This window comes from Streptomyces sp. MCA2 (assembly GCF_023544705.1).
GTDB lineage: Bacteria > Actinomycetota > Actinomycetes > Streptomycetales > Streptomycetaceae > Streptomyces > Streptomyces decoyicus.
Window position 1 is genome coordinate 181,892 of record NZ_JAMJFM010000006.1, and the last position, 16,139, is coordinate 198,030.

The window sequence follows — 16,139 nt, forward strand, 5'->3', positions numbered from 1 at the left end:
TCGCCGGCCGGTCCGTGATCCGCCGGTGGCATGAGGGATTCCCCCGACTCCTGTCGGGTGCGCTTCGTTGCCACGATCGGGGTGCGCTTCTCGGCCTCAGGAAGGAGGCACCCGAGGTGGCTGAACCGACCAATGCCGCAGCGTCGCGGCGCCGCTTCGGGACCGGATTTCGGCAACTGTGGTCCGCGACCTCGATGTCCGGGCTCGGGGACGGCATCCGGATCTTCGCGCTCTCCGTGTACGCCGCCACCGTCAGCAGCGACCCCTTCGCCGTCTCGCTGGTCTCGGTGGCGGGCCAGCTCCCCTGGGTTCTTGTCGGCCCGCTCTCCGGCACGCTGATCGACCATCTCGACCGCTGGCGGATGCTGTGGATCTGCGATGTGGCCAGGGCCGTCGTGCTGGGCTGCTTCGTGGCGGTGATTCTCGCGGACCGGGTCGGGATAGCCGCACTGGCGGTCACGGCGTTCCTGCTGAGCTCCATCGAGACGATGGCGGACAACCTGTCCCAGGCCGTCGTGCCCGATGTGGCCGGCTCCAGATCGCTGGACGCGGCCAACAGCACCCTGCTGACCGGGCGGTTGGTCACCATGGAGTTTCTCGGTGCTCCCGTGGGCACGGCGCTGTTCGCCGCGGCCCATGTCCTGCCCTTCAGCCTGGCGACGGTCTGCTTCGCGCTCTCCGCCCTGCTGATCTTCGGGGTACGCGGGACCGGCACCCGGACGCCCGGGCAGGGCCGCCCCCTGGGCCCGCGCACGCTCGCGGTCCAGACGGGCGAAGGCATCGCCTGGCTGTGGCGGCACCGCCTGCTGCGCACGGTCTGCCTGATGGCGGGGGTACTCAACTTCGCGGTGCTCGCCGTGATGGGCATTGCCGTGCTCTACGCCTTGCGCGTGCTGCACGTCAGCGAGACGGAGTACGGCCTGCTCCTGCTGGTGATTGCGGGCGGCGGACTGCTGGGCCTCGCCCTCGCGCCCCGGCTCGTTGCGAGGAGGGGGCGCGGCGCGGTGCTCCAGCTCTCCTTCGCTCTGTGCCCGTTGGCCTTCGCGCTCGGCGGGGCGGCCGTGCACCCGCTGGCCGCAGCGTGCGCCTTCGCCTTCGTGGGAGTCAGCGTCGCGCTGGTCAACGTGGTCACCACCACGCTGCGCCAGGAGCTCATCCCGCCGGGCCGGTTCGGCAGCATCAACGGCGCGTACCGACTGGTCATCAACGGGCTGGCGCCACTGGGCGGCCTCACCGGCGGCCTGATCGCCGGCCACTTCGGCCTGCGCGCCCCGTTCTTCCTCGCGGCTGCCCTGCTCGCCGCGGTCACGCTCCTCTCGCTGCCCCTGCTGTCGAACCGCAGCATCGGGCGGCTGACCGGGCAGGACGACGCGTCACGGCACGAGGGCACCGGGAACCCGACCACCAGCACAGGAATGGCTGAGCAGTGACCCTTCGCGAGATCGCGACCCCCGATCCGTCCACCCGGCCACCGGCCGCGTCGCCCGCGGTGCGGCGGCGCCTCCCGGGCCTGCTGCTGCTCACCGTCGTCGCCCTGATCGCCGTGACGGCGACCGTGACCGGCACGGTCAGCCTCCCCGACCCGCTGCCCGCCGACGCGCCCGCGAAGGAGTTCTCGGCCGCCCGGGCGTACGGGCACGTCGAGGAGATCGCCCGCGCGCCCCACCCCATCGGGTCCGCCTCGCACGACCGGGTCCGTGACCGGTTGATGCATGAACTGACCGGCCTGGGACTCGTACCCAGGACCAAGGAGTCGGTCGGTGTCGACCGCACTCCCGGCCACGCCATGGCCGCCCGGGTGCAGAACATCCAGGCCACCGTGCGGGGTACGGCCCCGACCGGTCGCGTACTGGTCGTGGCCCACTACGACTCCGTGGAGAACGGCCCCGGCGCCACCGACGACGCACACGGCGTCGCCGTCCTGCTGGAGACCATCCGGGCGCTGCGCGCGGGGCCCGCGCCGCGCAACGACATCACCTTCCTGTTCTCCGACGGGGAGGAGGCCGGTCTGATGGGGGCCCGCGCGTTCGCCGCCTCCGGCGGCCCGGGCGGCGCGGACCGGACCGTCGTGCTCAACCTGGAGGCCAGGGGCACGTCCGGACGCACGGTGATGTTCGAGACGGGTGCGCACAACGGCGCGCTCGTACCGGCGCTCGGTGACCACGTCCCGGTCACCACCTCGCTCGCGTACGAGGTGTACCGGCTGCTGCCCAACGCCACCGACTTCACGGTCTTCCGCGAGGCGGGCCTGACCGGGATGAACTTCGCCAACATCGGCACGTCGGCGAATTACGACACCCCCCAGGACAACCTTGCCAACTCCAGCCGCGCCACGCTTCAGGACAAGGGCTCCACGGTGCTGGCCGCCACCCGGCAGCTCGCCGCCGCCGCCGACATTCCCGCGATCGCACGGAGTGCGGACGCCACCTACTTCTCACTCGGCGGCCTGCTGCTGCGCTACCCGGGCGGCCTCGTCCTGCCCCTGGCCGGTCTTTCGGTCGCAGCGCTCGCCGCTGCCCTGTACGTCGCGGTGCGCCGCCGGGCCGTCAGGGGCCGCTCGGTGGCGGTCGCGGCCACGACCGTCGTGGTGCCGCTGCTCGCGGCGGCCGCCGTCGGCTGGACGGGCTGGCAGCTCATGACGTTCTTCCGTCCGCACTACACGGGCTTCGTCTTCGGGGACCCGTACCGGCCGGCGCTCACCGCGCTCGGCCTGGCGGTGCTCACCGCGGTGGCGGTCTGGATCTGGGCCTCGGTGCTGCGGCGCCGGCGCGGGGCCCTGGAACTGGGCGCGGCGCTCACCTGCTGGCTGACCGCACTGGCCGTACTCACCGCCGTCCTGGTGCCCGGCGCCTCCTACCTCTTCGTGTGGCCCGCGCTGGCCGGTTCGGCGGGCCTGGTGCTCGCGGCCCGGCTGCCGGACGGCTCGGCCTGGCGGGACGCGCTGTCGGCGCTGGCAGCGGTGCCCGGGGCCGCGCTGCTGGTCCCCATAGCGGCGCTGTTCTTCGACGCGTTGGGACTGGTCCTGGCGATGGTGCCGCTCCTCGTGGTGGCCCTCTTCGTGGCCCCGCTCGTGGCGCCGTTCGCCGGCCGCCTCCGCGGCCGGGCCCTCGTCGTATGGACGTCCGTGGCGGCGCTGGTCGGGGCTGCCGGGTGCGTGGCGGGGGTGGCGCGGGACGGAGTGGACAGCCGGCACCCGGCGCACGTGAGCCTGCTGTACGTGGTCGACGGTGACCGGAACAAGGCCCGCTGGGTGAGTTCCGGGTACGGCGACCACCCCTGGCTCGAACGGTACGTGGGCGCCGGCACGACGCCGGTGGCGGTGAAGTTCCCCTACTTGAAGGAACCTGACGACTGGCGCACGGGCCCCGCGCCGCTGGCCGACGCTCCGGCGCCGGAGCTGAAGGTGCTGTCCACCCGGGCCGGCAGCGGATCGAGGGACGTCGTGGTGCGCCTCGGATCCGCCGGCACGGCCAGTCAGCTGATGCTCTACGCCGACACGACGGGCAGCTCCGGCGTCCAGGGCCTGACTGTGGGCGGTGACAAGCTGCCCGGAGGCAGGAACCGGCCCGGTGTGAAGGGGCGTTGGGGGTGGGGCTTCACCTACGCCGCGCCACCGGCCGAGGGCGTCGAACTGACACTGAGGGTCAAAGGCGACGGGCCGCTGCGTCTGCGTCTGCTGGCGAAGTCCCCCGGGTTCCCGGCCGGAGCGCTGAGCGGGAAGCGCCCCGCGACTGTCACCTGGGCCTCCTGGGATGCCGGATTCACCCTCGTCTCCCGGCAGTTCACCCTCTGATGTCCGTACGGCACATGCTGCTGCCACTCCAGCGGCCCCCGCCGGGGAGACGGTCAACCGCCGTACACCATGTCCAAAAAAGATGCCTTATTAAGGTGCACCAACGGGAGGTTCGTCATGGCAGGAGCGCAGGAGTACCACGTCGTCGTCAACATCGAGGAGCAGTACTCGATCTGGCGGGCGGGGCGCGAGATCCCGGCCGGCTGGCGGGAGGAGGGATTCAGCGGTTCCAAGGAGGACTGCCTGGCCCACATCGACAGCACATGGACCGATATGCGTCCGGCCAGCGCCCGCTGACCGATGAGCCGCGGTACCACTGAGGGCCTGTCCTCCGCCCGGACCGGGGCGGGGGACAGGCCCTCAGTGGCGGCCCTGGTCAGACGCTCGCGTCGATGGCGATCCACAGCGCCGAGGCATGCGCGAGCAGCCGGCCCTCGGCCGCGTCGTAGAGCGCGGTGAGATTCGTCGTCGTGCGCTCCTCGGTGCGCTCCAGCTTGGCGACCACCACGTACTCGCCTCCTGCCGACGGGAGTTCGGTGATCCGGGCGGACATCCGGCCCAGCAGCCGGGGGCGCCGCACCGGATCGGTCGTCCAGCCGCCGGGGCAGTCCAGGGCGCTCCACACGATCTCAGGGAGTACCGCACCCCGTTCGTCGGCCAGTTCGGGCCCGGGGGACCACAGGCAGGCGACCGTGTCCGGCCTGCCCTCGACCGCACCCGGCCGCAGGGCCAGACCGCCCTCGGCCCGCTCCGGGCCGCAGACGAAGCACGTGGGGAAGGGATGCCCGACGTCGGTGAAGGAGTCCTGCGCCGCCTTTGCCGCCGCCGCCGAAACCGGCTCCACCACGGGCAGGGGACCACTTCCCGCCGTGACCGAGGCGACCACGTCCTCACCGTGCCAGGCGTGCCCGCGTTTTCCGGCCGGCCGGTAGGTGAGCGGGGTGTCCAGCGGGACCGGCAGGTGCAGTGACACCGCGACAGGGGAGTCCAGCAGGCCTCCGGCCGTCGCCAGCTCGGCCAGCCTGCCGCACGCGTAGCCGCCATTGGCGCTGGTGGGAGGCCCGTTGAAGGTGCCGGCGACGGAAAAGGTGGATATCGCGGTCAAGGAGGCTCCTCGGCGGGGCGACGGATCGTGCCAGCGACCCTAGATCGTCCGGATGCCTGCCGCCCGGCTCGCCGGCCGCCCGGATGTCAGGAGTGTTCCCGACTGTCAGCGCGGTCCGTGTACTTGCCAGTCTTTGCCGGTGCCCACGGTTGTGACTCCGCAGCGCCCTCGGACGACAAGGGCGCCGACGCACCAGATGCGCCCCGTGGCGGGGAGCCGGCCCGGTCCGCTCGCCGATCGGCAGCGGACCCCGGACCCCGTCACCCTCCGCTGCCCGGCCGACGGCGAGGTGCCGGCAGGCCGGCAGACTTGCGCTCGGCCCGGCGGTCCGGCCGCCTCGGTCCGAGGCGTGCGGTGACCGCTGCCGGGCGTGTCCACGATCCGGCCCCGGTGCTGTCCGTCCTCCCCGGCCTGCCGCCCGACGCCGTCCACGTGTGGTGCCTGGACCTCGACGACGTGGTGCTGCCGGACGGCGGAGACTGCCTGGACGCGCAGGAACGACAGCGCACCGCCCGGCTGCACCACGCGGCCGGCCGGCGGCGCCACCGGGCGGCGCACTGCACGCTGCGGCACCTCCTCGCCGGCTGCACGGGCGAGGAACCGGCCACGCTGCGGGTCGAGCGCCGCTGTCCGCGCTGCGGGTCGTCGCCGCACGGCAAGCCCGTATGGAGCGACGGAGCGGGCCGGACCGCGTTCGACGTCAGCCTGAGCCACAGCGAACACCTGGCCATGGTGGCCGTCGCAAGGGCGCCGCTGTCGGTGGGCATCGACGTGGAACGCGTCCGTACCGGCATCCGATGGGCCACCGTGCTCCGCGACCCGGGCGCCGAGCGGCTGTCCGACGAGGACGGCACCCGGATGTGGACCCGCCACGAAGCGGTGGGCAAAGCGGCGGGGACCGGTATGGCGGAGCTGCCGCGCCTGGGCGGGACACGGCCCGACGGGTGGACCGCGGCGTCGGTCCCCGCACTGCGCGGCGGCTGGTCCGTACGGGACCTCGCCGCGCCCCCGGGCTTCGCCGCCGCCCTCGCGGTCGGCGCACCACCCGCGCACCGCACGGTGACGGTGCCCTGAATCCGTACGCCACTGGCTCAGGACCACCTGTCAGGAACTCCCCTGACTGCAACTCCCGGCCGCTGGCGCGAAGCTGGAATCCGGTGTCCGGCGCGGCCGGATCCGCTGTGATGTGAAGGGGACTTCCGATGACATGGCTGCGCGACTGGTCGCACAGGGGGCACGTCGCCCTGCGCGTGCTCTGCCTCCCGGGCGCCGGCACCGCGGCCCACACGTTCCGGCGATGGTCCCGGTTGCTGCCCGCGGAGATCGGGGTGGTCGGGGTGGAACTGCCCGGCCGCGGGAGCCGTATCGACGAGCCCCCGGTGCACTCGCTGGAGGAGATCCTGCGGCCGCTGAGCGAGGAGGTGGCCGAGCTGGCCGACCGCCCGCTGGTGGTCTTCGGCCACAGCATGGGGGCCACCGTCGGTGCCGAGCTGTGCCGCACCCTCGGCCGCGAGCGCGGCTTCACCCCCGACCTGCTGATCGCGGCGGCCTGTGAGCCTCCGCGTCTGACCCCGCACAAGGACTACGGCCGTTGGCTCACCGAGCAGGGGGCCCTCGACTTCCTGCGGCACGTGGGCGCCACCCCGCCCGAACTGCTCGCCGATGAGGAGTACATGCGGATGCTGCTCCCGGCACTGCGCGCGGACCTGACGGTCCTGGCGACCCGGCCGCCTGCCGAGGACAGGCCGCTGGGCTGCCCGGTGCGGGTCTACCTGGGGAGCTCGGACCCGGGCGTATGCCCGGACCGGGCCGCGCACTGGCGCGCGGAGAGCAACGGTGATTTCGCCGTCCGCACCTTTGCCTCCGGGCACTTCTTCCTCCAGGACCAGATGTCCGAGGTGCTGGCAGGGCTGCTCGCCGATGTGCGGGCCACCCTCGGCGCCGTCGCGCCTCCCGCGCCGGCTCACCGTCCCGAGTTCCGCGCACGGCCACTGTGAGGGGCGCGCGTACGCCCCCTCCCGCGAGCGCACCCACGGCCGTCACGGCCCTTGCACCAGCCACCCCCACCGACCCGTCACCGAAGAGTGAGGCGCCCATGCGACCGGCAACGCTGACAGCCGAACAGAGGGAACTGCTCGACCGTCTGATGGGCCGACAGGCACCTGCCGTCGCGGACAACCGCATCACCTCGTACGGCGGCGACCGCGGTGCCATGCCGCTGTCCTCCGCCCAGCAGCGCATCTGGTTCTTCCACCAGCTCCAGCCCGAGGCGACCCTCTACAACGTCGCGGGAACCGCCCGGCTGCGCGGCCGGCTCGACGTGGAACTCCTGCACCGCTGCCTCGGCGAGATCGTCGAGCGGCACGAGGTGCTGCGCACCACCTATGGGCAGACCGACGGCGTACCCGTACAGACCGTCCGCCCCTTCACCGGCATCGAACTGCCCCTGATCGACCTGACGGACCTGTCCGCCGAAGCGCGGGAGGCCGAGGCGCGGGTCCGCTGCCAGGCCGAGACCGACCGGCCCTTCGACCTCGCACGTGACCTGATGCTGCGGCCCGTCCTGCTGCGGCTGTCCGCGGACGAGCATCTGCTCCTGATCTGCCAGCACCACATCGCCACCGACGGCTGGTCGCTCAACGTCCTGATCCGCGAGCTGGGCGAGCGCTACCGCGCGCATCTGTGCGGCGACACCCCGGATCTTCCCGAACTTCCCTTCCAGTACGGTGACTTCGCCGCATGGCAGCGCGACTGGCTGGGCGGGCCGGCGGTGCGGAGCCAGCTCGACTACTGGCGCGAGCAGCTCGCCGAAACCCGGCTCGTGGACATCGCCACCGGCCTGCCCCGGCCGGCCGAACTGAGCTGGAAGGGCGGCACGCTCCAGTACCGGATCGCCCCGGAGACCGTCCGCCGGATCACCGACCTCGCCGAGGCCGAGCGCGCCACCCCGTACATGGCGCTGATCGCGGCCCAGTCGGTGGTGCTCTCACGCTGGAGCGGCCAGGACGACATCGTCATCGGCTGTGCCGTCGCCGGGCGCCGGCACGTCGAACTCCAACACCTCGTGGGCTGCTTCGTCAACGAGGTCGCCCTGCGCATGGACACCTCCGGGGCGCCGACCTACCGCGACCTGGTCCGGCAGGCCCGGGAGGTGTGCCTGGGCGCGTACGACCACCAGGACGTACCCTTCGAGCGCATCGTCGAGACCGTGGTCCCGGAACGTGACACGCTCGCCAGGGTGCCTCTCGTCCGCCATCAGCTCGGCTTCCACAACGAGCCGCACTCGCGTGTCGAGATGCCCGGACTGACCTTCTCCGTCGAACCTCTGAGCACCCATACCGCGCGCTTCGACCTTGAGGTGGACCTGTCGCCCGACAGCGACGGCGGCATCAGCGGCACGGTGTACTTCTCCACCGACGTCTTCACCGAGGACATCGTGCTCCGCATGCTCGACTCGCTGCGCACGGTCCTCGACGGGGCAGGCCGGGAGCCGGACGTGCCCGTCACCGGCCTGCCGGTCCTCGGTGAGCGCGAGTCGGCACTGCTCAGCGACGACGGTGACCGGCGCCCGGTGCGGCCGGACCCGTCTGCCACCGTCCCGGCGCTCATCGAGGAACAGGCACGGCTGCGTCCCGCCGCGCCCGCCGTCCGCCACCACGGCGGCGGCCTCACCTTCCGCGAGCTGGACGAACGCGCCAACCGGCTCGCCTGGTGGCTGAAAGACCTGGGGGTGACCCCGGGCCAGCCCGTTGCGGTGTGCATGCAGCCCTCCGCCCACCTTGTGGTCTCCCTGCTCGCCGTGCTCAAGGCCGGCGGTCTGGCCGTCCCCCTCAACCCCGGCCACCCGGTCGCCGACATCAACGAAGTCCTGCTGGACTGCTCCACCGGACTGGTCCTTCTCGACGGCGCGGCGCCGGACGGGCTGGACTTCATGGTCAGCCCGGTCGATGTCAGCAGTGATCTGGCGCGCCGGCCCGCCGACGGCCCGGCGGCCGTCCCGGCGCCGGACCAGGGCGCCTTCGTCAACTACCGGCACACGCCGGACGCCACCCCGCGCGGCCTGGTCAACACCCATGCCGGCGTCGCCCACCGGCTCCGCTGGGCCGCGGCCACCTATCTGCACGGGGATGGTGCGGACGGCGCCGAGCACACCGTGCTGTCCACCGGAGCCGGATTCGACCTCTCGCCGTGGGAGCTCCTGTGGGCCCCGGCGGCCGGAGCGTGTGTGGCCATCGCCGGCAGCGACGAGCCCGCCGCACCGGCCGGGACCCCGTCCCTCGAAGCGGTCACCGTCCTGCGGTGCACCCCCTCGGAACTCGCCGTGCTGCTCGACGCCGACAAGGTGCCCGCCACCCTGCGCCAGGTGGTCCTGCGCGACGAGCGCCCCTGGCCCGCACTCACCGCCCGGCTGCACACGGCCGCCCCCGGCTGCCGGGTCCACCTCCAGTACGGCCCGGCCCACGCGGCGCTGGACATCATCGCCCAGCCGTTCGGGGCCGAGCGCTGCCCCGCAGCCCTCACCGCGGCGGTCGGCTCGCCCGAGCCCGGCGCCACCTTGCGCATCCTGGACGAGACGGGCCTGCCGGTACCGATCGGCGTGCCCGGTGAACTCTGGCTGGGCGACGTCCCGCTGCCCGAGGGCTACCTCGGCAGGCCGCACGAGCACCGCGCGCTGCTGGCCGACGACCCGCTGCGCGAAGACGGCGCCCGCCTCCTGCGCACCCACCAGCGGGTGCGCCGCCTTCCCGACGGCACCCTGGACCCGCTGGGCGAGGAAATCCGGGTACGCACCCACTGTGTCGAGCAGAGTGAGGTCGAGGCGGCGCTGCACGGCGCCTCCGGTATCGAGCGGGCCGTGCTCAGCGCACGACCGGGCGACGAGGATCCCAGCCTGATCGCCCACCTGTCCCTGCGTATGGACGACGACGCCGACAGCGGCACCACGGACCGCCTGCGGTTCGCGGAGATCTACTCCACGCGTGCGGCCGAGGACGATCCGACGCTCAACGTGGGCGGCTGGAACAGTCCGCACACCGGCGAGTACCTCACCGCCGCCGAAATGCGCGAATGGGCCGACACCACCTTCCGGCGGATCCTCGCGCTCGAGCCGTCCGATGTTCTCGAGATCGGCTGCAAGACCGGCGGGCTGCTGTTCCGGCTGGCGCCACGCTGCGCCTCGTACACCGGTACGGACCTCTCCGCCCACGCGCTGCACCACATCCGCGATCACCGCGACTGGCTCGCCAGCAAGGTCGACGACGTCGAGCTCCTGGAGCGGGCCGCCGACGACTACGACGGACTCACCGCAGGCGGCTTCGACACCGTCGTCCTCAACTCGGTGATCCAGCACTTCCCGAATGCGCGGTACCTGGAGCGGGTCCTGGACGGAGCCTTGCGGATGCTGCGCCCCGGCGGCCACATCTACCTCGGTTCCGTACGCAGCCTGCCGCTGCTGGGCGCCCTGCACCTGCCCGGACAGCTGGACCTCCGCCAGGCCACCGATCCCGCCGGTCAGCTGAGTCAGGCGGTGGCCGCCCGCGTCGGCCAGGAGGAGGAACTGGCGCTGGACCCCCGCTACTTCACCGAACTGGCCGGGCGGCTGCCCGGGATCGGTGAGGTGTATCTGCTCCCCAGGCTCGGACGCCACCGCAACGAACTGGGGGCGTACCGCTACGACGTGGTGCTGCGGGCCGGCGAGCCGGTGAGCCCCGGCAGCGCGGACCTCACCCTCGACTGGCAGGCGGACGGCCTGACCCTCGACGCCGTGACCGGGTCCCTGCGGGAGCGGGCCCCCCGGCGGATGCTGCTCGCGGCCGTGCCGGACAGCCGTGTCCACGCCCGGCTGCGTGCCTGTGCGGACCTGATGGCGGGACGTACTGCCACCGTCTCCGACACCTCCGCGGCCCTCACGCCCCGCCGCTCGGAGCCCGGTGGGGCGGTCGATCCGCAGCTGTTCGCGGCACTGGCCGAGAAGGCCGGCTACACCGCACTGGTGCAGTGCGCCGAGAACGCGGCCGACGGCACCGTGGAGGTGCTGTTCACCCGCGCGGAGGCCACCGGCTCCGCGCGGACGGCCCCCGCCGATCCGCTGCCGGCCGGCTTCGGCAGCCGGGTGACGGCCGGCACCGGGCCGGCCCCGCACGGCACCTTGCACAACGACCCGCTGAGCCTCACCCGCGAGCGGGCCGTGGTCAGCAGAATGCGCCAGCACCTGCAACAGCGGCTGCCCGCCCACGCGGTACCCGAGCACGTCCTGGTGGTTCCCCACTTCCCCCTCGACCGGGCGGGCGTGACTGACTCCGCGGCCCTCCCGGGCCCCGACCTCGCGGCCGCCGCGGCCGAGGCGCACCGGGAACCGTCCACCGAGACCGAGAGCCGGCTCACAGTCATGTGGTCGGCGGCACTCGGCGTGGACCGGGTCGGCGTCCACGACGACTTCTTCGCTCTCGGCGGGCACTCGCTGCTCGGCTCCGAGGTTATGGACACCGTGCGCCAGGAGTACAAGGTCGACGTACCGCTCGGCCTGCTCTTCGAGTCGCCGACCATCGCAGCCGTCGCGGCGTACGTGGACGAGCAACTGGCCCGGCCCAGCGAGGCCGTGGCCCCCATCCAGCGCGTCGACCGGTCCGCCTTGCGCAGTCGCCGTGCTGCGGCCCCGGTCGCGTCCACCCCCTCCAAGGAGGACTCGTGACATCAATGACCCAATCGCCGGAGCGCGGGGCGAGTGGCCCGCCGGGCGAAGCGTCCGCCCTGAGGCCCGCGTCCGCCGTGGCCTGTGTGGTGGCGGTCCTGCACCGGTGCACGCTTGAGGACACCGTACGGGTCGCCTACCGGGACGCCCACACCGAAGGCGTGCTGTCGTTCGACCTGTCCCAGGACCCGACGCCGGCCGCTCTGAGCGCCGTGGCGGAGGCGGACCTGGCGGCCCTGGAGCAGGACCGGGACGGTGCGGAAGCGGACCCGTCAGTGGTGGCCGATGTCCGGTTCGTCTGGGACACCGACCCCGGGGGAACAGCGCCTGGGCTGACCGTCGAGGCGGGTCCCGCCCTGTTGCGGGCGACGGCCGGCGCCGGGCGGTACACCGCCGAGGACGCCGAGCGGATCACCGGTCTGCTGCGCACCGCGCACCGTGCCGCGTCCGCCGACGGCGCCGTGCCGCTGTCGGTTCTCCCACTGGCCACCGCCGACGACCTGGCCCTGGTGGGCGCCCAGGCCGGTACGGGCCGCGCCCCGGTGCCCGCGCGGCCGCTGCATGTGATGGTTCAGGAGCAGGCGGAACGTACTCCGGAAGCGGTCGCCGTCAGCTGTGCCGGGGCGGAGCTGAGCTACCGCGATCTCGCCGCCGGTGCCGACCGGCTCGCCCTTCGTCTGCAAAAGGAGGGCGTGGGCCGCGACCGGGTCGTCGGCGTCCTCGCCGAGCGCTCGCCCGACCTCGTCGTCGCGCTGCTGGCCATCCTCAAGTGCGGGGCCGCCTATGCCGCGTTCGAGCCGGACCTCCCGGCCCGGCGGCTGGGCGAGCTGCTGGCCGACGCCGGTGCCGGCCATGTGCTGGCACAGGACCGGTTCGCCGCCTCGGTGCCGGCCGGCGTCACCGTGCTGCCGCTGACCCCGGACGGGCAGGAGACCCCGGTGTCGCCGGTCGGCGTCGACGTGGCGCCCACCGCGGTGGCGTACGTCAGCTTCACCTCCGGATCGACCGGCACCCCCAAGGGCGTCCGCGTTCCGCACGCCGCGGTCTCCCGGCTCGTCGTCGAGCCCGACTGGGCCGACTTCGGTCCGTCGGACGTCTTCCTCCAGCTCGCTCCGGTGGCCTTCGACGCCTCGACGCTCGAACTGTGGGCGCCGCTGGTCAACGGGGGGCGGCTGGTCGTCCACCCGCCGGGCTCGCTCGCCACCGAGCAGCTCGCCGCCACGCTCGTCGACGAGAAGGTGAACGTCGCCTGGATGACCGCGGGCCTCTTCCACCAAATGGTCAATCAGCACCTGGACGCCTTCGCGGGTCTGCGCCATGTGGTGGCCGGCGGCGACGTGGTCTCCGCGACGCACGTGAGGCGGCTGCTGACCGCCCACCCGGGGCTGGTGTTCACCAACGGCTACGGGCCCACGGAGAACACCACCTTCACCACCTGCTGGACCTCCGCCGAGCCCCCGGCCGGAAACTTCATCCCGCTGGGGAAGCCCATCAGCGGCACCCGCGCCCTGGTGCTGGACCCCGAGCTGCGGCCGGTTCCGGTCGGTGTGCCCGGCGAGCTGTACGCGGGCGGCGAGGGGCTGGCCCACGGATATGCGGGCCGGCCGGGTGCCACCGCGGAGCGCTTCGTGCCCGATCCGTTCGCACGCGAACCCGGTGCGCGCCTGTACCGCACCGGTGACCTCGTATCCCGCAGGCCCGACGGCACCTTGGAGTTCCTGGGCCGGGCCGACCGGCAGATCAAGGTGCAGGGCTACCGCGTCGAGCCGGGCGAGATCGAGGCCGTACTCGACCGGCACGAGGACGTGCGCCAGGCCGTCGTCGTGGCCCAGAGCGACGGCGCCGTCGGCAAGCGGCTGCTCGCCTACATCACCGCGGAGCGGCCCGACGACGACAGCCCGGCCGCACTGGGACAGCGGCTGCGGGAGTGGCTGCGGGGCGAACTGCCCGGCTACATGGTCCCCTGGGCGATCCTCACGCTGCCCGAGCTGCCCTTGAACCGGAACGGCAAGGTGGACCGGGCGGCCCTGCCCACCGCCCGCCGGGCCGCCCGGCCGCTCGCCACCGAGTACACGGCCGCGCGCACCGCCACCGAGAGCGCCGTGGCCGAGGAGTGGGCCGATCTGCTGGCCATCGAACCGGTGGGCATGGACGACGACTTCTTCGAACTGGGCGGCCACTCGCTCATCGCGGCCGACCTTCTGGGACGCCTCCAGGACCGCTTCGGCGTGGAGCTGTCCGCGCGCACGCTCTACCTGCGCCCCACCGTCGCCGAACTGGCTGAAGAGCTCGACAGCCTGACATCCGCCTGAATTGCCGTTGAGACAGGGAGACCACCCGAAGTGAAGCTCAGCCAGTCGGTGCCGCCGGAGCAGATCGACCTCGATTCCGTCGATCTGACCGATTCCGTCCTGTACGGGGAGGGCGACCCGCACTCCATCTGGAACGCCATGCGGCAGCGCGACCCGGTGCGCTGGCAGCAGGTCGACGACACCCTGGGGTTCTGGTCGGTGACCAAGTTCGAGGACGCCGACCTCGTGCTGCGCGACCACACGCTGTTCACCTCCCAGCGCGGCACCATGCTCTTCCTGCTGGGCAAGGACGACCCGGCGCGCGGCCGGCAGATGGCCGCCACCGACCCGCCCCGGCACACCCGGATGCGGGCCCCCATGCAGCGGGCCCTGACGAACAAGCAGGTGGAGAAGTACCGGGAGGCGGTCACCGGCGAGGTGCGCCGGCTCCTCGAACCCGCCCTGAGCGAAGAGCCTTTCGACTTCGCCGAGTCGATGATGACGCTGCCGATGACCGCTGCCGGCACGATGATGGGCCTGCCGCGTGAGGACTGGACCCGGCTGACCCAGCTGACGACGATGTCGATAGCCCCGGACGACCCGGAGTTCGCGGGGCCCGGCAGCGCCGAAGAGACGCTCAAGGCCGCCCACCGGGAGCTGTTCGCCTACTTCCACGACATTCTGCGCGACCGGCGCAACAACCTCGGCGACGACCTCATCAGCCTGCTGCTCGGCATGGAGATCGACGGCCGGAGCCTGGAGACCGGTGCGATCCTCTCGAACTGCTACAGCCTGATCCTCGGCGCCAACGTCACCACTCCGTTCGTCCCGACCGGGGCGATGGCCGAGATCGTCGGCACCCCGCTACTGCACGAATGGCGCACGGATCCCAAGCTGATGAACACCGGGGTGGACGAAGCGCTGCGCTGGTCCTCGCCGACCAACCACTTCATGCGGTACGCGTTGCAGGACATCGAGCTGCGCGGCAAGAAGATCCGGGCGGGCGATGCCGTCGTGGTCTGGCTGGGCTCGGCCAACCGCGACGAGGAGGTCTTCGCGAACCCCTTCACCTTCGACATCCGCCGCAAGCCCAACCGGCACATGGCCTTCGGCAGCGGCCCGCACTACTGCGTGGGCCACACCGTGGCCCGGATGAGCATGAAGATCCTGTTCACCGAGCTCTTCGAGAGCTTCGAGGACTTCGAGCTCGTGGGTGAGGTGGAGCACCTGCACTCCAACTTCGTCGCCGGCATCAAGCACATGCCGATGGTGGCCAAGGTCCGTGCGGGAGCCGCCCGTTCGCACACGGGGCTGGTCAAGTGAGCGCCTCGAAGTGGTTCCTGCGCGAGCCGTCGCCCGAGAGCGCCACGCGCCTGTTCTGTCTGCCCTACTCCGGGTGCGGGGCGAGCATGTACCGCAAGTGGCCCCGGTTCCTGGGCGACATGGAGATCGTCCCGGTGCAGCCCCCCGGCCGGGAGAACCGCTTCCGCGAGGAGCCCTACGGGACGTACGAGGCCCTGGCTGATGATCTCGTCGAGGTGCTGCACCCGTACCTGGACCGCCCGTTCGGGCTCTTCGGCCACTGCGGCTCCGCGCTGCCCGGCTACGAGACCGCCGTCCGGCTGATGGAGAAGGGGTATCCCACCCCGGACCGGCTGTTCGTCTCCTCCCAGGTCGCTCCGCACCGTGGTCCGCACGGCCGCTTCCTGGAGATGTCCGATGCCGAGCTGGCCGACGAGGTCCACACCCTGATCGTGCAGCTGGGCGGCAAACCGCGCCCCGACCTGGTCGATCTGAGCCTGGAGATCCTGCGGGCGGACGTGGAGACCAACAAGCGCTACCACCCGGACGAGCCCGTCCGCCTGCCCTGCCCCATCACCGCGCTGGGGTGGGACCAGGACGCGGAGGTCGACCACCGGCTGATGGATTCCTGGGCGGATTGCGGGGAGACCACCTTCCGGGTCCTGGAAGGACCGCACTACCGGTTCATGGAGGCCCCGGACGACCTGATGGACGCCTTCCTCGCGGATCTGAGCGCCTGACGGGAGAGGGCTGCGCTCGCGCGGCGCCCGCCTTGACGGCGGGTGCCGCAGCAGGCGTGCCGGGTGCCGGTCGCGGCGGGCACTCGTGGGTCGTGGAGCGGTGACGAAGAAGCCCTGCCGGTGAGGTCCCGGCAGGGCTTCTGCTCGTGAGTGCTGTGCGGGCTGCCGCGCAAGGGGGCCCGGCCGCGGTGGAGGCCGCCCCGCGCGGCAAGACCCT

At 72.6% G+C, this 16,139-nt stretch carries 10 protein-coding genes; 9 read left to right on the plus strand and 1 reads right to left on the minus strand.

Annotation, left to right across the window (positions count from 1 at the left end; all coding sequences use genetic code 11):
- Nucleotides 1-116 precede the first annotated feature (116 nt).
- The 3 genes from M8I34_RS07275 to M8I34_RS07285 all read left to right on the plus strand — a co-directional run bounded on the left by M8I34_RS07275 (nt 117) and on the right by M8I34_RS07285 (nt 4,090).
- Nucleotides 117-1,430: an MFS transporter gene (locus M8I34_RS07275; protein WP_250048447.1), complete on the plus strand. Its 1,314-nt coding sequence runs from the start codon at nt 117-119 to the stop codon at nt 1,428-1,430.
- Nucleotides 1,427-3,793: a M20/M25/M40 family metallo-hydrolase gene (locus tag M8I34_RS07280; RefSeq protein WP_250048448.1), complete on the plus strand. Its 2,367-nt coding sequence runs from the start codon at nt 1,427-1,429 to the stop codon at nt 3,791-3,793. Before M8I34_RS07275 ends, M8I34_RS07280 begins: the two co-directional genes overlap by 4 nt.
- A 117-nt stretch (nt 3,794-3,910) precedes the next feature.
- Entirely contained in the window at nt 3,911-4,090 is a 180-nt protein-coding gene (locus tag M8I34_RS07285) for an MbtH family NRPS accessory protein (RefSeq protein ID WP_250048449.1), read from the plus strand.
- Between the two features lie 79 nt (nt 4,091-4,169).
- Here M8I34_RS07285 and M8I34_RS07290 read toward each other — a convergent pair whose 3' ends face one another.
- Nucleotides 4,170-4,898 carry a hypothetical protein gene (locus M8I34_RS07290; RefSeq protein ID WP_250048450.1) on the minus strand — a complete coding sequence of 243 codons (729 nt, stop codon included), beginning with the start codon at nt 4,896-4,898 and terminating at the stop codon, nt 4,170-4,172.
- A gap of 354 nt (nt 4,899-5,252) precedes the next feature.
- Between M8I34_RS07290 and M8I34_RS07295 the strand changes: the two genes are divergently transcribed.
- From M8I34_RS07295 to M8I34_RS07320, 6 genes are all read left to right on the plus strand, one after another.
- Entirely contained in the window at nt 5,253-5,972 is a 720-nt protein-coding gene (locus tag M8I34_RS07295) for a 4'-phosphopantetheinyl transferase superfamily protein (protein WP_250048451.1), read from the plus strand.
- Between the two features lie 128 nt (nt 5,973-6,100).
- Nucleotides 6,101-6,895, plus strand: a complete 795-nt coding sequence (locus M8I34_RS07300) for a thioesterase II family protein (RefSeq protein WP_250048452.1) — start codon at nt 6,101-6,103, stop codon at nt 6,893-6,895.
- Between the two features lie 98 nt (nt 6,896-6,993).
- Complete coding sequence (locus tag M8I34_RS07305) at nt 6,994-11,589, plus strand: condensation domain-containing protein (RefSeq protein WP_250048453.1); 4,596 nt, start codon at nt 6,994-6,996, stop codon at nt 11,587-11,589.
- A gap of 5 nt (nt 11,590-11,594) precedes the next feature.
- Nucleotides 11,595-13,901 carry a non-ribosomal peptide synthetase gene (locus M8I34_RS07310; RefSeq protein ID WP_250048480.1) on the plus strand — a complete coding sequence of 769 codons (2,307 nt, stop codon included), beginning with the start codon at nt 11,595-11,597 and terminating at the stop codon, nt 13,899-13,901.
- 876 nt (nt 13,902-14,777) lie between these two features.
- Nucleotides 14,778-15,203, plus strand: a complete 426-nt coding sequence (locus M8I34_RS41845) for a cytochrome P450 (protein ID WP_374210868.1) — start codon at nt 14,778-14,780, stop codon at nt 15,201-15,203.
- Complete coding sequence (locus M8I34_RS07320; protein ID WP_250048455.1) at nt 15,200-15,922, plus strand: thioesterase domain-containing protein; 723 nt, start codon at nt 15,200-15,202, stop codon at nt 15,920-15,922. Before M8I34_RS41845 ends, M8I34_RS07320 begins: the two co-directional genes overlap by 4 nt.
- The last annotated feature ends 217 nt before the right edge of the window (nt 15,923-16,139 follow it).